The sequence below is a fragment of the Streptomyces sp. NPDC001933 genome (assembly GCF_042890955.1).
GTDB lineage: Bacteria > Actinomycetota > Actinomycetes > Streptomycetales > Streptomycetaceae > Streptomyces.
The window spans coordinates 17,584-35,054 of record NZ_JBIASS010000001.1; the positions used below are offsets into that span (position 1 = coordinate 17,584).

14 protein-coding genes, 2 tRNA genes and 2 pseudogenes are annotated in these 17,471 nt (G+C 71.3%); 14 read left to right on the forward strand and 4 right to left on the reverse strand.

Going from position 1 to position 17,471, the window contains the following annotated elements:
• Window positions 1–107: 107 nt before the first annotated feature.
• The 10 genes and pseudogenes from ACFYY7_RS00080 to ACFYY7_RS00125 all read left to right on the forward strand — a co-directional run.
• Window positions 108–782 carry a phosphonatase-like hydrolase gene (locus tag ACFYY7_RS00080; RefSeq protein WP_388657042.1) on the forward strand — a complete coding sequence of 225 codons (675 nt, stop codon included), beginning with the start codon at window positions 108–110 and terminating at the stop codon, window positions 780–782.
• Window positions 779–1,879, forward strand: coding sequence for an ABC transporter ATP-binding protein (locus tag ACFYY7_RS00085; protein WP_388655271.1), 1,101 nt, complete (start codon window positions 779–781; stop codon window positions 1,877–1,879). The genes ACFYY7_RS00080 and ACFYY7_RS00085 overlap by 4 nt, the downstream gene beginning before the upstream one ends.
• Window positions 1,872–2,813: a 2-aminoethylphosphonate ABC transporter permease subunit gene (locus tag ACFYY7_RS00090; protein ID WP_388655273.1), complete on the forward strand. Its 942-nt coding sequence runs from the start codon at window positions 1,872–1,874 to the stop codon at window positions 2,811–2,813. Before ACFYY7_RS00085 ends, ACFYY7_RS00090 begins: the two co-directional genes overlap by 8 nt.
• The gene (locus ACFYY7_RS00095; protein ID WP_266732734.1) at window positions 2,800–3,597 is read left to right on the forward strand and encodes an ABC transporter permease; all 798 of its coding nucleotides are present in this window, start codon (window positions 2,800–2,802) and stop codon (window positions 3,595–3,597) included. The genes ACFYY7_RS00090 and ACFYY7_RS00095 overlap by 14 nt, the downstream gene beginning before the upstream one ends.
• A gap of 67 nt (window positions 3,598–3,664) precedes the next feature.
• Window positions 3,665–4,726: a 2-aminoethylphosphonate ABC transporter substrate-binding protein gene (locus tag ACFYY7_RS00100; protein WP_388655275.1), complete on the forward strand. Its 1,062-nt coding sequence runs from the start codon at window positions 3,665–3,667 to the stop codon at window positions 4,724–4,726.
• A gap of 152 nt (window positions 4,727–4,878) precedes the next feature.
• Entirely contained in the window at window positions 4,879–6,366 is a 1,488-nt protein-coding gene (locus tag ACFYY7_RS00105) for an alkaline phosphatase family protein (RefSeq protein WP_388657045.1), read from the forward strand.
• Window positions 6,367–6,476: 110 nt separating this feature from the next.
• Window positions 6,477–7,265: an HAD-IIA family hydrolase gene (locus ACFYY7_RS00110; protein ID WP_388655277.1), complete on the forward strand. Its 789-nt coding sequence runs from the start codon at window positions 6,477–6,479 to the stop codon at window positions 7,263–7,265.
• A 127-nt stretch (window positions 7,266–7,392) separates the two neighbouring features.
• Window positions 7,393–7,986, forward strand: coding sequence for a hypothetical protein (locus ACFYY7_RS00115; protein ID WP_388655279.1), 594 nt, complete (start codon window positions 7,393–7,395; stop codon window positions 7,984–7,986).
• A 1-nt stretch (window position 7,987) separates the two neighbouring features.
• On the forward strand, window positions 7,988–8,668 hold the full coding sequence (locus tag ACFYY7_RS00120; RefSeq protein ID WP_388655280.1) for a class F sortase: 681 nt from the start codon (window positions 7,988–7,990) through the stop codon (window positions 8,666–8,668).
• A 75-nt stretch (window positions 8,669–8,743) separates the two neighbouring features.
• Window positions 8,744–9,157 (forward strand): annotated as a pseudogene (locus ACFYY7_RS00125) (glycoside hydrolase family 6 protein); the annotation flags it as partial.
• Here the strand turns inward: ACFYY7_RS00125 and ACFYY7_RS00130 are convergent.
• Both ACFYY7_RS00130 and ACFYY7_RS00135 read right to left on the reverse strand, forming a co-directional pair.
• Window positions 9,157–9,353 (reverse strand): annotated as a pseudogene (locus ACFYY7_RS00130) (glycosyl transferase); the annotation flags it as partial. The pseudogenes ACFYY7_RS00125 and ACFYY7_RS00130 overlap by 1 nt on opposite strands.
• A 590-nt stretch (window positions 9,354–9,943) precedes the next feature.
• A tRNA-Lys gene (locus ACFYY7_RS00135) sits at window positions 9,944–10,017 on the reverse strand.
• A 184-nt stretch (window positions 10,018–10,201) separates the two neighbouring features.
• Here ACFYY7_RS00135 and ACFYY7_RS00140 point away from each other — a divergent pair.
• From ACFYY7_RS00140 to ACFYY7_RS00155, 4 genes are all read left to right on the forward strand, one after another.
• The gene (locus ACFYY7_RS00140) at window positions 10,202–11,557 is read left to right on the forward strand and encodes a peptidoglycan-binding protein (protein WP_388655282.1); all 1,356 of its coding nucleotides are present in this window, start codon (window positions 10,202–10,204) and stop codon (window positions 11,555–11,557) included.
• A 25-nt stretch (window positions 11,558–11,582) separates the two neighbouring features.
• Window positions 11,583–13,181 (forward strand): SPFH domain-containing protein, encoded by a 1,599-nt coding sequence (locus ACFYY7_RS00145; RefSeq protein WP_388655284.1) that lies wholly within the window; start codon window positions 11,583–11,585, stop codon window positions 13,179–13,181.
• A 164-nt stretch (window positions 13,182–13,345) separates the two neighbouring features.
• Window positions 13,346–13,936 carry a lytic polysaccharide monooxygenase gene (locus tag ACFYY7_RS00150; protein WP_388655286.1) on the forward strand — a complete coding sequence of 197 codons (591 nt, stop codon included), beginning with the start codon at window positions 13,346–13,348 and terminating at the stop codon, window positions 13,934–13,936.
• 26 nt (window positions 13,937–13,962) lie between these two features.
• Window positions 13,963–15,714, forward strand: coding sequence for an AMP-binding protein (locus ACFYY7_RS00155; protein WP_388655287.1), 1,752 nt, complete (start codon window positions 13,963–13,965; stop codon window positions 15,712–15,714).
• On the opposite strand, the gene ACFYY7_RS00160 is transcribed toward ACFYY7_RS00155, so the two are convergent.
• Window positions 15,711–17,243, reverse strand: a complete 1,533-nt coding sequence (locus ACFYY7_RS00160) for an MFS transporter (protein ID WP_388655289.1) — start codon at window positions 17,241–17,243, stop codon at window positions 15,711–15,713. The genes ACFYY7_RS00155 and ACFYY7_RS00160 overlap by 4 nt on opposite strands.
• Before the next feature lie 131 nt (window positions 17,244–17,374).
• Window positions 17,375–17,448 (reverse strand) — tRNA-Lys (locus ACFYY7_RS00165).
• Window positions 17,449–17,471 lie beyond the last annotated feature (23 nt).

Consider the following 17,471-nt stretch of genomic DNA (forward strand, 5'->3'; position numbering starts at 1 on the left):
AGAAGTTGACCACGCAGAACCCCACGAACCCCGCCAACACCTCCGCGAATCCCGAGAGCCCCGCCAACACCTCCGCGAACCCTGCGAACTCCGGGGCCCCTTTCAACCTGATCGTCCTCGACATGGCCGGCACCACCGTCGCCGACGGCGGCCTCGTCGAGCAGGCGTTCTCCGCCGCCGCCGAACGCCTCGGCGTCGAGCCCGGCTCCGCCGACCACGCCGAGAAGCTCGACTACGTGCGAGCCACCATGGGCGAGTCCAAGATCTCCGTCTTCCGGCACCTCTTCGGCGACGAGGACCGGGCCCAGCAGGCCAACACCGCCTTCGAGGAGGCGTACGGCGAACTCGTCGACGGCGGCCGCATCGCCCCGCTCCCCGGCGCCCGCGAGGCCATCGAACGGCTCAAGGGCGAGGGCCGGACCGTGGTCCTGTCCACCGGATTCGCCCGCACCACCCAGGACGCGATCCTGGCCGCGCTCGGCTGGCAGGACCTGGTCGACCTGACCCTCTGCCCGGCCGACGCGGGCGGGCGCGGCCGCCCCTACCCGGACATGGTCCTCGCCGCCTTCCTGCGCACCGGCGCCGTCGACGGCGTCCAGCAGGTCGTCGTCGCGGGCGACACCTCGTACGACATGCTCAGCGGGGTGCGCTCCGGGGCCGGGATCGTCGCGGGGGTGCTCACCGGAGCCCACGGCAAGGACCAGCTGGCCCGCAACGGCGCCACGCATGTGCTCGGCTCGGTCGCCGAGCTCCCGGACCTGATCGCGCGGGCCGAGGCATGACCGGCGGAGAGCGGTCCGTCCGCAGCGGAATCAGGTTCGACCAGGTCAGCGTCGCGTACGGCGGGAACATCGTCCTCGACCGGCTCGATCTGACCGTCGAACCCGGCGAGGTCATGGCCCTGCTCGGCCCCTCCGGGTCCGGCAAGACCACCGCCCTGCGCGCCGTCGCCGGATTCGTGCGGCCCGCCTCGGGCCGGGTGTACCTCGGCGACCGCGACGTCACCGGGCTGCCGCCGCACCAGCGCGGCATCGGCATGGTCGTCCAGCAGTACGCCCTCTTCCCGCACATGCGGGTCCAGGACAACGTCGCCTTCGGCCTCAAGGCCCGCAAGGCCGCGAAGGACGGGATTCCCGAACGGGTTGCCGAGGCCCTCGAAATGGTCGGCATGGCGGCCTACGCCAAGCGCTACCCGCGCGAACTGTCCGGCGGCCAGCAGCAGCGCGTGGCCATCGCCCGCGCGCTCGCCATCCGGCCCGGTGTCCTGCTGCTCGACGAACCGCTCTCCGCCCTCGACGCCCAGCTGCGCTCCGGAATGCTCGCCGAACTGGCGCGGCTGCACCGGGAGTTGCCGGACGTCTCCATCCTGTACGTCACCCATGACCAGGTCGAGGCGCTCACCCTCGCCGACCGGATCGCGGTCATGGACAAGGCGAGGCTCCAGGACTGCGGCACCCCGCAGGACCTGTACCGCCGCCCGCGCACCGAGTTCACCGCCTCGTTCGTCGGCAACGCGAACCTGCTGCCGGTCACCGTCGCCGACGGCGCCGGCACCGTCGACTTCGCCGGCCGCGCACTCGACGTACCGACCGGCGAGGTGTCCCGGGGCGCCACCGCCACCCTGTGCGTCCGGCCCCACCTGGTCGGGCTCGGCGACGGACCCAACGCGCTGGACGGCACCATCGCCGAGGTCCAGTGGCGCGGCTCCACCCACCGCCTGTACGTCGACGTCGACGGCCACCGGGTCAAGGCGGACCTGAAGGAGCTGCGCGAGACACCGGCGCTCGGCGACCGGGTCACGCTGCACTTCGCGGCCGAGGACGCGGTGCTGCTGCCCGCGGGCGCGGCGCCGGGAGCCGGGGGAGGGGCCGATGGCTAGCACCGCGCAGTCCGCCGCACCGGTCATCGGCGGCGCGACGGCCCCCCGTCAGCGCACCGGCGGGAGCAAGCAGCCGGACCCGTCCGGCCCGCAGGCCCCGGCCCGCGAGGCCCGCCGCGTCCCCCGCTTCGTCTGGGCGCTGCCGCCCGTCGCCGTCCTCGCGCTCGTCTTCCTCTACCCGCTGGCCCTCGTCGTCCAGCAGTCCGTCAGCCCGGACGAGGGCGGCACCTCGATCGCCCCGTACGGCGAGGTGTTCGCCTCCGAATCGTTCCGCTCGGCGCTGACCACCACCGTCTGGCTGGCGGTCGGCTCCACGGTCGGATGCCTGGTGCTGGGCTTCGTCCTGGCCATGATCATCGCGTTCGTGCCGTTCCCCGGCGGCCGGGCGGTCGCCAAGTTCATCGACGTCTTCCTCTCCTTCCCGTCGTTCCTGATCACGCTCGCCCTGCTGTTCATCTACGGCAACGTCGGCATGGCCAACGGCGTCTGGACGGACCTCACCGGGGCAGCCAGTGGCCCCTTCGACTTCCTCACCACCCCATGGGGCGTGCTGCTCGCCGAGATCACCTACTTCACACCCTTCGTGATGCGCCCGCTGCTCGCCGCGTTCTCGCAGCTCGACAGCGCGCAGTTGGAGGTGGCGTCCTCGCTGGGCGCGAAGCCGGCCCGGATCGTGCGGCAGGTGATCCTCCCCGAGGCGCTCCCCGCGCTCGCCGCCGGCGGCAGCCTCGTCCTCGTGATGTGCCTCAACGAGTTCGGCATCGTGCTGTTCACCGGCGCGAAGGGCGTCACGACCCTGCCGATGCTCGTCTACAGCAAGGCGATCCTGGAGTCCGACTACCCGGCGGCCTGTGTCGTCGCCGTCGTCAACATCGCGATCTCCGTCGGCCTCTACAGCCTGTATCGGATGGTGAGCCGCCGTGTTGGTGCATAGCCGTACGGGGAAATGGGCCACCTGGGCCGTGTTCTTCGTGCTCTTCGTCCCGCTGTTCGCGGTGCCGCTGCTGGTCATCCTCGCCGCGTCGTTCACCACCAACTGGTCCGGCGCCTTCCCCTCCGGGCCGACCACCGAGCACTACGCGGCGGCGACCGGCGGCGACTCGCTCCAGGCGCTGACCACCAGCCTGATCACGGCCGTCAGCGCCAGTCTGCTCGCCCTGACCATCGGCTCCTGGGCCGCGCTGGCCGCCGCCTCGCTGCGCAGGCGCGGCAGGAGGTTCCTCGACGCGCTGTTCATGCTGCCGGTCGCCGTGCCGTCGGTGGTCGTCGGGCTCGCCGTGCTCGTCGCGTTCAGCAAGCCGCCGATGCTGCTGAACGGGACGAGCTGGATCGTGATCCTGGCGCACACCATTCTTGTCACGGCGTTCGCCTATTCGTCGGTTTCGGCGGCAATAGTGCGTCTCGACCCGATGTACGAGCAGGCGGCGGCCAGTCTGGGCGCCCGCCCCGGTTACGTCCTGTGGCGCATCAAGCTGCCGCTCCTGCTGCCGTCCCTCACGGCGGCGGCGGGGCTCTGCTTCGCGCTGTCCATGGGCGAGTTGAGCGCCACGATGATGCTCTACCCGCCGGACTGGACACCGCTCCCGGTGCAGATCTTCGCGGCCACCGACCGTGGCTCGCTCTTCACCGGCGCGGCCGTCGCCGTGGTCCTGATGGGAACGACGCTGCTCGTGCTGCTCGGCGTCTCCCGGATCCGCACCAGAGCCTCGTACCGCTGATCCGCCAATACCTCCCCGTACCGACCTCCGGCCGGCTTCCGGCCGACATCCAGGAGATACGACTGCCATGCGCAAGAACCACCTCAAGCCCATAGCCGCCGTCACCGGCTGCCTCGCCCTCGCCGCCACCCTCTCCGCCTGCGGCGGCTCCTCGGCCGCCTCCGACGAGAAGGTCGTCACCGTCTACAGCGCCGACGGCCTCAAGGGCGAGAACGGCGACGGCTGGTACGACAAGGTGTTCAAGGACTTCGAGAAGAAGACCGGCATCAAGGTCAAGTACGTGGAGGGCGGCTCCGGCGAGATGGTGCAGCGCGCCGTCCGCGAGAAGTCCAACACCCAGGCGGACGTCCTGGTCACCCTGCCGCCGTTCATCCAGCAGGCCGACAGCAAGGGCCTCCTCGCCGCGTACGCCCCGGCCGGCTCCGACCAGGTCGACGGCGCCGACAAGGCGTCCGACTCGAAGTGGACCTCGGTCGTCAACAACTACTTCGGCTTCATCTACAACAAGAAGGAACTGAAGTCGGCGCCCGCCACCTGGGAGGAGCTGCTCGACGGAAAGTTCAAGAACAAGATCCAGTACTCCACCCCCGGGGTCGCCGGCGACGGCACCGCCGTACTCATCAAGGCCATGCACGACTTCGGCGGCAAGGAGCCGGCGATGGCGTACCTGAAGAAGCTCCAGGCCAACAACGTCGGCCCGTCCGCCTCCACCGGCAAGCTGGCCCCCAAGGTCGACAAGGGCGAGCTGCTCGCCGCCAACGGCGACGTCCAGATGAACTTCGCGCAGTCCAAGGACATGCCGAACCTCGGCATCTGGTTCCCCGCGAAGCAGGGCGGCAAGTCCACCACCTTCGCCCTGCCGTACGCCGCCGGGCTGGTGAACAAGGCCCCGCACAGCGCCAACGGCAAGAAGCTGCTCGACTTCATGCTCTCCGAGCAGGCCCAGAAGGACGTCAGCGCGGTCGGCGGCGGCTTCTCCGCCCGCAAGGACGTCAAGGGCGCCGACGCCAACGCCATCGAGCTGGCGAAGCTGATGGATGGGGTGGAGGTCTTCGAGCCCGACTGGTCGGACATCGGCACCAACCTGGACAGCTACGTCGAGGCCTGGAAGTCGGCCACCGGCAGCTGACCGTTGCCGGAGGATTCACGGCGCGGGTATGGACCTCCGACGGATCATCGCGAAAAGATAACGGGTCTAGTCCCGCGTTCAACTCCCCGTCCCAGGGCGGGGAGTTGGGCGTGTGCCCCCACGCCTCGACGGAGGACCCCGTGACCACAGGCATGTCCCGCCGCACCCTCCTCATGAGCGCGGCCGCCCTCGCCGCCGCCGCCGGACCGCTCGCCGCTGCCACCACCGCACGGGCCGCGGTCCGTACCCCCAAGGTCCTGGTCATCGGCCTGGACGGAGCCCTGCTGAACCGGATCAAGGACGCGGACGCACCGAATCTCGACGCCCTGATGGCCTCCGGACTCACCTCGGTCAGCCCGCTCTACGCCAACCCGATGGCGCCCACCCTCTCCGGCCCCGGCTGGTCCACGATCATCACCGGCGTCTGGCCCGACAAGCACCGCGTCAAGGACAACGCCTTCACCGGCCACGCCTTCGCGCAGTACCCCGACTTCCTCACCCGCATCGAGACCGCGAAGCCGGGGCTGTCGACGTACGCCGTCGCCTCCTGGAACCCGGTCACCGACACGATCTTCTCCGCGAAGGTCGACACCCGGGTCTCCACCCCGGAAGCCGAGTACGACACCGGCACCACCAGCAGAGCCGTCGCCGAACTGGCCGGCGGCAACCGGGACGCGGTCTTCGTCCACCTCGACAACGTCGACCACGCCGGACACAGCCACGGCGCCGCGAGCAAGCAGTACCTGGACGCCATCCACGGCGTCGACGCCCAGGTCGGGCAGCTGGTCGCCGCCGTACGGGGCCGCGCCACCCACGCCTCCGAGGACTGGCTCATCATGATCACCGCCGACCACGGGCACACCGACGCGGGCGGTCACGGAGGCTCCAGCGCGGCCGAACGGCAGACCTTCCTCATCGCGAGCGGCGGCTCCGTCACCCCGGGCTCCACCCGGTACGACATCAAGATGCCGGACGTCGCCGCCTCCGCCCTCGCCCACCTCGGCATAGCCGTCGACCCGGCCTGGGGCCTGGACGGCCGCCCGCTCCAGCAGCCCGTCCCCGACGCCTTCGACGCGCTGCGCCCGCAGCTGGGCACCCGCGTCGACGAGACGGGAATCGGCGCCGCGGTCGTCGGCTTCACCCACACCCCGCCGCCCGGCTGGTCGATCGACAACAGCGCGATGGGCACCGGCGGAGTCACCGAATGGCGCGGCTGGACCTTCACCACCGACGAGTTCTGGACCTCCGCCGAGCGCGACCAGTGGCGCGAGACCAACGTCCGGGCCCGGAACGTCTTCGCGGTCGCCGACGGCGACGAATGGGTCGACAAGAGCTTCACGGGCACCTTCGACTCCACCCTGGTCAGCCCGGCCTGGCCGGTCACCGGAGGCCGCACCGCCACCCTCGCCTACACCACCCACTACCGTCAGGAAGCCCCGCAGAAGGGCGAGGTCCTCGTCTCCTACGACGGGGGCACCCCGGCCGTCGTGAAGACGTACACCTCCGACACCGTCGCGAAGACCGAATCGCTCACCCTCCAGGTCCCGGCCGGAGCCACCACCGCACGGGTCCGCTTCCGGTACACCGGCGGCAACAACTGGTTCTGGGCGGTCGACGGAGTGACCCTCGCACCCGCGTGATCCGGCCGTTCCGGCATGTCGAACGAACGGCCTAAAATCGGGGGCGTCGGCGCTGCACAACGCGGTGCCGCCGGCGTCCCCGCACACGGCGTACGGCAGGAGTCCCACACATGGCAGAGCGCAAGCCGATCTCGTCCTGGCTCACCGACATGGACGGAGTCCTGATCCACGAGGGGACACCGATCCCCGGAGCGGATGCCTTCATCAAGCGGTTGCGTGACTCGGGACTGCCCTTCCTGGTCCTCACCAACAACTCCATCTACACCGCCCGCGACCTGCACGCCCGGCTGAACCGCATGGGCCTGGACGTGCCGGTGGAGAACATCTGGACCTCCGCCCTGGCCACGGCCCAGTTCCTGGACGACCAGCGGCCCGGCGGCACGGCGTACGTCATCGGCGAGGCCGGCCTCACCACCGCCCTGCACGACATCGGCTACGTCCTCACCGACCACGAACCCGACTACGTGGTCCTCGGCGAGACCCGCACGTACAGCTTCGAGGCGCTCACCAAGGCGATCCGGCTGATCAACGGCGGCGCCCGCTTCATCTGCACCAACCCCGACGAGACCGGCCCGTCCGCCGAGGGCCCGCTGCCCGCCACCGGGTCCGTCGCCGCCCTCATCACCAAGGCCACCGGCAAGGCCCCGTACTTCGCGGGCAAGCCCAACCCGCTGATGATGCGCACCGGGCTCAACGCGATCGGCGCCCACTCCGAGTCCAGCGCCATGATCGGCGACCGGATGGACACCGATGTGCTGGCCGGCCTGGAGGCGGGGATGCAGACCTTCCTGGTCCTCACCGGTCTCACCACGGTCGCCGACATCGACAAGTACCCCTTCCGGCCGTCCACGGTCGTCGACTCGATCGCCGACCTGGTCGGTCTCGTCGACGCGGGCTGAGCCCGGCGGGGCACGGCCGCCAAGGGGGCGGGGGAGGGTTCCGGGCGGTCCGCGCGGACCCGTCCCCCGAGCTCCTGCGGATGCGGAATCCCTCCGGAGGCGTGAACCTGCACTGAGGAGGTTCACGATGCGTTCCACAACCCTCACGTTCTGTGCCGCCGCGGTGATCGCGGCGACCCTGGTGCCGGCCTCCGCCGCACTGGCCGACTCCGACTCCGATTCCGAGTCCGCCCAGGAGAAAGGCCGCACCTCCCTGACGGTGACCCCGGCCTCCGTCGGGCCGGGCGGTGAGATGGATCTGCGGCTGGAGGGCTGCGAGGGCCGTGAGGCCACGGGCGAGTCCGAGGTCTTCGTCTCCGAGGCGCGCTTCTCGCCCGCCGCGGACGGTGGCCTCTTCGCAGAGGCCCGGATCAGCTCGGACGCCTCCCCGGGCGAGCACGGCATCCGGATCACTTGCAAGGACGACAAGGCCGACAAGGGTGGCGAGGCCGACAAGGGCGCCGAGGCCGCCGGCACGGTCACCGTCATCGACCGGGGGCGGGCCACCCCGCTCGCCCCGGTCGCCGCGGGCGGCGGCGGCACCGCCCTGTTCACCGACCGGGAGGCCGAGCAGCAGGGCCCCGGTACCGTCCACGCGTTGATCGGTCTTGCCCTGGCCGCCGTCGCGGCCGTCGCCGTCGCGTTCCGCAGCGCGCGCCGCCGCCGTCCGGTCTCGGACTGACATGTCCGCCCCGGACAGCACCGCGGGCCACGGCAGGCTGCTCGCCGGAGTGGTCTGGGCCGTCCTGCTGCTCGGCCTGTGGTTCTGGGGCCGCGGCATCACCGACGGCTCCGGCGCCGGCTCCGCCCCGACCACCGGCGACATCGCCGCGGTGGGGCGCCCCCTCGGCGTACCGATGCCCCCGCCGCACGACCCGATCGAGGGCGCGGCGCCGGAGCGGATCGAGATCCCGTCGATCGGCGTCGAGGCACCCGTGGTCGCCCGTGGCCTGGACAAGGACGGGGCGATCGAACCGCCCTCGTTCGAAAAGGCCCAGACCGTCAGCTGGTACGAAGGCGGCGCCGAGCCCGGCGCGAAGGGCCCCGCCCTCATGGTCGGCCATGTCGACACCGAGACCAGGCCGGCCGTCTTCTACGGGCTGAGCGCGGCCCGCCCCGGCGCCAAGGTCGAGATCACCCGCGCCGACGGAACCGTCGCCGAATTCACCGTCGACGACGTCCAGGTCTTCACCCGGGCGCGCTTCGACGCCGACAAGGCGTACGGCCCGCGCAAGGCCGGCCGGGCGGAGCTCCGCCTGATCACCTGCGGCGGCACCTTCGACCGGGCGACGCACTCGTACGACGCGAATGTCGTCGTCTCGGCCTACCTGACCGGCGAGAAGTCCACGGGCGACCACGACTGAAGCCGAACCCCCTTGGTGTGGACGGATTCTGACGGAGCGTCGATAGCCGCTCACTCCTGGCGTTCGGGAGATGCGGACACCCTAGAGGCCGAGGCGAGGGGCCTCACGCAGGCGGCCGGGAAGGCGGGCCGGGAGGCGCTGCTGGTCCTCTACAACATCCCGCACCGCGACTGCGGACAGTTCTCCAGGGGCAACGCCGGCTGGCGCACCCCCGACGCGCTCCACGAGTCGCTGCGCCGCGTGGGCATCGGGGCGGCCGACGGCTTCGCCGTCAACGTCTCCAACTTCCAGACCACACGGGCCAGTACGGAGTCCGGCAAGCAGCTCTCGGCGAAGGTCGGAGGCAAGCCGTTCGTCATCGACGTCAGCCGCAACGGCAACGGCCCCTACCGGGGCGGCGCTCCGGGGGAGAACTGGTGCAACCCGCCCGGCCGGGCGCTGGGCGAGGCGCCGACCACCGACACGGGCGACGGACTGGTCGACGCCTACCGCACCCGGTACGGCCGGCCGGGGCCGGGCCCGGTCAGTGGCCCGGCGAGCCGGCTTTAGTGCTCGTAGTCGTAACGCGGCAGCGTCTCCTCCGGCTGCCGGCGTCGTTTCCCGGGTGTCGGCTGTGCCGGTATCCGGGGCAGGGTGGTCCGGGAAAGTCGTTGTTCTGCCGGGCGCCTGTCGGCGTCGACGTCATGGGTCATCCCCCTGCACGCATGGTCGGTGCGTGAATGGTCGGTCGTCTCGTCCGCGGCGATTCCCCGTCGGTCGCCGCGGCCGACATGATTGGCGGGCGGTCATCCGCTCGGCCACGGAACGCCGCCCTTCCGGTCCGTCTCTGATGCCCCCCTCGACACCAGTCCCCGAGCGGGGCCCCACCCCGCGTTGCGGACAACCGGATCTTCCCTCTCTGCAGCCCCAACTGCACGGCTCATCAGCCTGGTTGGGGCCGATGGCCCATGGGCAGGTTGTCCGACCCCGGTCCCGACCGCAAGGGTGAAACGGGTGGGTTGCCAGTCATGCGTACGATTTGTGGCCCCCTTGCGGAGGGGGCGTGCGAGGGCGCATGAAAACGGACTTCGCGCCGCTGGGTGACCGGACGGTGACGCTGTGGCAGCTGTGCGAAGACTGTGCGGCGCCTGTGCGGGTAGTGGTTAAAGGTGGCGCCGTGGGCGGCGTCATGGAGTGGAGGCCCGGCGCGAGGCTTCGGTGCGGGAAGCTTCGGCGTGAGGGGTTCGCGAACGAGCAAAGCCCCCTCACGCGTGGTGAGGGGGCTTTGACCCTGCGTGCGCCGCCAGGGACTCGAACCCCGGACCCGCTGATTAAGAGTCAGCTGCTCTAACCAACTGAGCTAGCGGCGCCTGCTGACCTGGAGAACTCTACCCGAAGCCGGGGGGTGCTCCTGACCATTTACCGTCCATCGCGGCCTGTCGGATGGTCGTTTTTTCTCTTCTGTCCGTCAAAATGCGATATGTCAGGAGAGTTGAGACACTGGCGCCCGTGCAGATGCGCCCAAAGATCTTGACGAGTGCGGAGGGGAATCGCATGACTGTGCCGGCTTTCGAGGAGTACGTGCCCGCCATCAACTGCACCTGTGCGGGGTGCGCCGCGCAGCGGCGGACCGCCGCCAGCGCACTGCCCATGCGGTACGGAGGTCATCCGGCCGCACACGGCGCCCGCCGCGCCCTGGTGCTGGCCACCGCCGCCGGAGTGGTGCTGAGCAGCGGCGTAGCCGAGGCGGCGAGCGCCGCGAGCGCGACGGGTGCGACGGGCGACCGGACGGCGGAGGCGACCGGAACCGCCCCGGCCGACACGGACGGGGACAGCCCGCAGGGCGGGCCCGGACCGCTGCGCGGCGGTGGCGCCGCGGGCCCGCCCTCGTCCACGACCACCACGCCCAAGCTGCGCAAGAGCAGTCGGACCGACATCGTCAACCGCGCGAAGAAGTGGGTGTCCGCGAAGGTTCCGTACAGCATGACCAAGTACTGGGCGGACGGTTACCGGCAGGACTGCTCCGGCTACGTCTCGATGGCCTGGAACCTGCCCGGCAACGAGTGGACCGGCAGCCTCGCCGAGTTCGGCAAGAAGATCGCGCGGGAGAAGCTCCAGCCCGGCGACATCCTGCTCTTCCACAATCCGGCCGACCCCTCGAAGGGCTCCCACGTCACGATCTTCGGCGGCTGGACCGACTACACGCACACCCATTACACGGCGTACGAGCAGACGAAGCCGCACGCCCGCAAGAAGAAGACGCCCATGGCGTACTGGACCAACTCCGGCAACTACGTCGCCTACCGCTACAAGGGCCTCATCAGCGGGAGCGCCGGCAGCGGTTCGTCTGTGAAGTCGTTCCCGGGCGCCGCGAAGTTCGGCCCCGGTACGAGCAACACGTATGTCACCGAGCTCGGCAGGATGCTCGTGGAGCGGGGCGGCAAGCGCTTCTACAAGGTCGGCCCCGGTCCCGGCTGGGGCGATGCCGACCGGCGGGCGACCCAGGCGTTCCAGAAGGCCCAGGGCTGGAAGGGCAAGGAGGCGGACGGCATCCCCGGCCCCGACACCTGGCGGCTCCTGGCGAACGGAACCGGCCATGACATCCCCGGCACCGGAAAGGGGAGCGGGGGCGGAAGCGGAACGGGAGCCGGCCACGGCGAGTCGAAACCGGGTTCGAAGTTCCCCGGGCGGGGCTATTTCCGGCCCGGTCAGTCCAACAGCCATGTCGACAGGCTCGGCAAGCAGTTGGTGAAGAAGGGCTTCGGCAAGCACTACACCTCGGGGCCGGGGCCCCGGTGGACCGAGGCGGACCGGCGGAACGTCGAGGCCTTCCAACGGGCTCAGGGCTGGCGGGGCGGAGCGGCCGACGGCTACCCCGGCCCGGAGACCTGGCGGCGACTCTTCGGGTGACACGACGCACATGACGGAGGCGGGTATGCGATCCACGGTGTCGGACAGCTCCGGAACCCCGGAGGACGGCGGGCGGCGGGAGAAGGAGCGGGGACCGGTCCGGGCGACGGGCCCGGACGAGCCCGCCGGGGCGGCGGATCCGGTTCCGGCCCCGGGGGGCGGTGAGGGGCCGGACACGGGGGGCGGTGAGGGGCCGGACACGGGGCCGGATCCCGGGCCGGACTCCGTGGTCGACCTCGTGCTGGATCTGGTCCCGGGCGAGGACCGGGATCCGGGGCTCGGCGCGACATCGGCCGCGGTGTCGGTGTCGCTCCCGGTGGCGGGCGCCGTATCCGCGCCGGTGCCGGGTGGGTCGGTGGCGGGCACTGATACGCCTCCCCGGCGCCGCACGGCCCCCGACGCCGTCTTCGACTCGCTCCCCGTCTCCGGGGGCGGCGGGGCCGAACAGTCCGGCGACCCGCTGTGGGGGGCCGGGGGGCGGTACCACGCGGTCATCGTCAACGAGCGGACCGCGTCCATCCCCGTGCATCTGCTCTTCCGCGAGGACGCCGAGGGCGCCGAGCGCGCCGACGCGACGGCGTTTCCTGCCGACACGACCGCGCTCCCCGCCGGTGTGCTGCGACGGGGAGCCGGTGGCGACCGGCCGCAGCCGGGGGTGCGGCGCCCGCCGGTGCCCAAGGGGCCCCAGGTGCGGCCCCCGACCCGGCCGGCACCGGTCGGTGATCCACGGCTCGCCGAGCGGCCGGGCCCCGCCCTCCCCGGCTGGCTCGCGCTGCTCGTCGCACTGGCCGGGTCCGCCGCCTGCGGCGCCGTGCTCTGGCGGATCGGCGTGCTGCCCGCCGCCGTGCTCGCCCGGTTCGGGATCGGCTCGCACCCGTACGACGGGATCGGCCTCGGCGCCTGGGCGGCGCTCGCCGCGCTGGCGTCGGTGGTGCTCTTCGCACTCGGCGGCCTGAGCCGCGGACGGGTGGGGTACGCCTGGGTGCTGACGCTGTTCGGCGAGTACCGGGGGAGCGTGCGGCGGACCGGGCTGATGTGGATCAGCCCCCTGCTGCTGCGCCGCCGGGTCGACGTGCGCCTGCGGCACTGGCGCAGCGAACCGCTCCCCGCCGTGGACGCCAACGGCACGGCGCTGCGCGTCGTCGTCCTCGTGGTGTGGCGGATCAAGGACACCGTGCGGGCGGCGCTCGGGGTCGCCGACCACGAGGCGTATCTGCGCGAGCAGGTCGAGGCGGCGATGGCCCGGGTCCTCTCGCAGCTGCCCGCCGACGCCTTCCACGAGGACGCGCACACCCTGCGCAACGCCGAGGCGGTCGGCGACGCGCTGACCCGGATGCTGAAGGCGGACTGCGAGCCGGTCGGCATCGAGGTGTACTCGGCCCAGCCGACCGGGATCGAGTACGCGCCGGAGGTCGCCGCAGCCATGCAGCGCCGCCGGATCGCGGCCATCGACGCCAGGCACCGGGACAGCGTCTTGACTTCGGTGGTCGACGCGGTCGACGACACGGTCAACCGGCTGACCGCGCGGGGCATCGTGGAGCTGGACGACTACGAACGGAAGTCCCTGGTCAAGGACTTGACGGTGGCCTTCTACACCGGACGCAGCGGCGGGGAGGGCGCCTGAGGGCCCCGGGGGAGGCCGTGCGGCCAAGCGGAATCCGACTCTCATTGGTCTGGACATGTTCATATCCCGTCAATAATCTAAGTCTTGGTCTAGACCGCAGAACCGCAAGAAGCGCGCGCAGCACGGCTCATGGAACCTCCCCCACGTTCTTGAGGAGCACAGCAATGCGTAAAAGGGCAAGCGCGGCCGTGGTCGGCCTGGCCATCGCGGGCGTCTCGATGTTCGCGACCGGCAGTGCCGGCAGCCACGGCTACACCGACAACCCCATCAGCCGCCAGAAGCTCTGTGCCAACGGCACGGTGACGGGCTGCGGCAACATCCAGTGGGAGCCGCAGAGCGTCGAGGGCCCGAAGGGCTTCCCGGCGGCGGGTCCGGCCGACGGCAAGATCTGTTCCGGCGGTCATGGCGAGTTCGCGCAGCTGGACGACCCGCGCGGCGGCAACTGGCCCGCCACCCAGGTCACCGCCGGCCAGGGCTTCAGCTTCCGCTGGCAGTTCACCGCGCGCCACGCCACGACGGACTTCCGCTACTACATCACCAAGGACGGCTGGGACCCCACCAAGCCGCTCACCAGGGCAGACCTGGAATCGCAGCCCTTCATGACGGTGCCGTACGGCGGCAAGCAGCCCCCGGCGACCCTGACCCAGCAGGGCACCATCCCCACCCAGAAGAGCGGGAAGCACATCATCCTGAGCGTCTGGAACATCGCTGACACATCGAACGCGTTCTATGCCTGCTCCGATGTTCAGTTCTGACGTGTAGTCAATTATCGTGCGGCGCCATGAGGAGCGCAGGCACCGTTGCGGAGCTCGTACAGCGCCAATGGGGCGACCGCCGGCCCGGACTGAGATACCAGGACACCGTTCTCAGCCATCACCAGGTCGCCTCCGGCGCTGCCGCACGGGCCGCGCTCCTGGCGGATCTGCTGTCGGCGGGCGGCGAACCGCACATCGGGGTGCTGCTGGACAACACCCCTGAATTCCCACTCTGGTTGAGCGCGGCGGCCCTGGCCGGGGCCGCCGTGGCCGGGATCAACCCGACCCGGCGCGGCGCCGAACTGGCCCGCGACATCCTGCACACCGACTGCCGGGTCCTGGTCACCGAACGCGCCCACCTGCCGCTGCTCGACGGCCTGGACCTGCCGGGCGTCCGGATGCTGGTGACCGACACCGACGCGTACGCCGAACTCCTGGCCCCGTACGCCGGAGCCGGACCGGGCGACACGGCCCGCACGGGCGTCGGGCCCACGACCCGGATGCTGCTCTACTTCACCTCCGGATCGACCGGCGCGCCCAAGGCGGCGATCTGCACCCAGGGACGGCTGGCGGCGGCCGGGCAGTCGCTCGTCGACCACTTCGGCGTCCGGCGCGAGGACGTCCACTACATCTGCATGCCGATGTTCCACGGCAACGCGGTGATCGCCGACTGGGCGCCCGCCCTGGCAGCCGGGGCCGCCGTCGCGCTGCGCCGCCGCTTCTCGGCCTCCGGATTCCTCGACGACGTACGGGCGCACGGGGCGACGTACTTCACCTATGTCGGCCGCGCCGTGCAGTACCTGCTGGCCACCCCCGAGCGCCCGGACGACCGCGAGCACCCGCTGCGGCTCGGCTTCGGCACCGAGGCCGGTGCGGTGGACGCGGCCCGGTTCCGGGAGCGGTTCGGGGTGCGGCTGGTCGAGGGCTACGGCTCCTCCGAGGGCGGCGCGGCGGTCCAGCGGACCCCCGACACCCCGGAGCGGGCGATCGGGAAGGCGTCGGCCCGCGACGATCTCGCGGTCGTGGACCCGGAGACCGGCGAGGAGCGGCCCGCCGCCGTCTTCGACGGGGCGGGCCGGCTGACCAACGGGGCCGAGGCGATCGGTGAACTGGTCAACCGGGGGCACACGCCCTTCGAGGGTTACTGGCGCAACGAGGAGGCGGAGGCCCAGCGGGTGCGCGGCGGCTGGTACTGGACCGGGGACCTCTTCTTCCGGGACGCCGAAGGCTTCCTCTACTTCGCGGGCCGCACCGACGACCGGCTGCGGGTGGACAGCGAGAACCTGGCCGCCGCGATGATCGAGAACATCCTGGCCCGCTGGGAGGACGCGGCCGCCGTTGCGGTCTACGCGGTGCCGGACCCGGTGGCCGGGGACCAGGTGATGGCGGCGCTCGCCCTGCGGGAGGGGGCCGCCTTCGACCCGTCCGCCTTCGCCGCGTTCCTCGCCGCGCAGCCGGACCTGGGTACGAAGATGGCCCCCCGCTTCGTACGGATCGTCCCGGCGATGCCGGTGACGGCGACGAACAAGGTGCACCGCGTGCGGCTGCGCCAGGAGGGGTTCTGGTCCGTGGGACCCGTGTGGTGGAACGGGGCCGGCGCCGGGTACGAGCCGTTCGGCGACGGGCAGTTGAGCGCTCTGCTGCGTGAGTACGAGGCACACGGGCGTGCCGATTTCTGTTCCCGGCCGCCGGACGGACCGAATGCACCGGACGGGCCCGGGGCGCAGGCCCGTCCGGCGATCGAGGACACAGCGGCGAGGAGGGTGGGCCCGCACTAGTTCGCCAGGGCCGGCTCCTTCTGCGCGGCCGCCTCCGCGACCCCCGCGTCCCCCGTCCTGCGCAGCAGTACCGCGGCCAGCACCGCCCCCGCCAGCAGCAGCGCCGCTCCCGCGACCGAGGCGTACTGCATGCTGTGCACGAAGGCCTCCCGGCCGACCGAGATCAGCGAACCGTCACCCGTGGCCACCGCACCGGCGAGGGTCTTGCGGGCGGTCTCCGGGGCGGAGTCCGGCATGTCCGCGGTGTAGATCGCGGTGGCCACCGCGCCCAGCAGGGCCATGCCCATCGCACCGCCGAACTCCTGGCCGGTCTCCAGCAGCGAGGCCGCCGAACTGGCCTTCGCCGGCGGGGCCGTGGACAGCGCCAGGTCCGACACGAGCGCCATCACGGTGACGATGCCGCTGCTCATCACGGCGCAGCCGCCGAGCAGCAGCCACAGGGAGTCCGTACCGGTCAGGGCGAGGACGGCGAAGCCGGCGGCGGCGATGACGAAACCGGCGCAGATCACCCGGGCGCGGTCGGTGCGCTGGGCGATCGCCGTGGCCGTCGGGGCCGCGGCGCCCACCGCCAGGGACGGTGCCAGGCTCCACAGCGCGGCCTCCATCGTGCTCATGCCGAGCACCGACTGGAGGTACTGCGTGGTGAAGAACGAGGAGCCCATCATGGCGAACGCGGCCAGCGCGTTCAGCCCGATCCCGGCGGCGAAGCCGCGGTGGCGGAAGAGTTCCCGGCTGATCATCGCGTCGGAGCGGCCGCGCTGGCGGCGGACGAAGAACAGACCGACGACCAGCCCCGCGGCGATGATCAGCGCGTTTCGCACATCGAGCCCATGGGCGGCGCTCTCCTTGACGCCGTAGACCACCGGCAGCACGGACCCCATCGACAGTGGCACGCTCAGGAAGTCGAACCGTCCGGGGTCCGGGTCCTTGAACTCCGGGACCAGCACCGGCACCAGAACCAGCAGCAGCACCATGGCCGGCACATTGATCAGGAAGACCGAGCCCCACCAGAAGTGCTCCAGCATGACCCCGCTGAGCACCGAGCCGAGCGCGATCCCGCCCGCCATGGCGCCCGACCAGATCCCCACGGCCCGGCCGCGCTGCCGCTCGTCGCGGAACATGTTCCGTACCAGCCCCATGGTCGACGGCATCAGCGTCGCCCCGCCGACCCCGAGCAGGGCGCGGGCCGCGATCAGCATCTCGGGGCTGTCGGCGTACGCGGCGGCGACGGACGCGGCACTGAACGCGAGCGCGCCCAGGAGCAGCAGCTTGCGACGGCCGATCCGGTCGCCGAGCGAGCCCATCGTGATGAGCAGGCCGGCCAGGGCGAAGGCGTACACATCGAAGATCCAGAGCTGCTGGGTGGCGCTGGGGGCGAGGTCCCGGTCGATGGACGGGATCGCGAAGAAGAGGACGGAGATGTCCATCGAGACGAGGAGGAGGGGCAGCAGGAGGACCACGAAGGCGGTCCATTCCCGGCGGCCGGCGAGGTGGCCGCGCTCGGCGGTGGTGCTCGTAGCGTTCGTCATGCCAGGAAATGTACGAGCGTTTAAAACGCTTGTCTAGCACGAGTGTGTAAAACGTTCGTACATCTCGATGGGCAGCAAAAAACGCACTGGGCGGTCCACGTGTGTACGTGAACCGCCCAGTGCGTTGTCTGTGCGCCGCCAGGGACTCGAACCCCGGACCCGCTGATTAAGAGTCAGCTGCTCTAACCAACTGAGCTAGCGGCGCTTGCTGACTCGAAAATAATACCT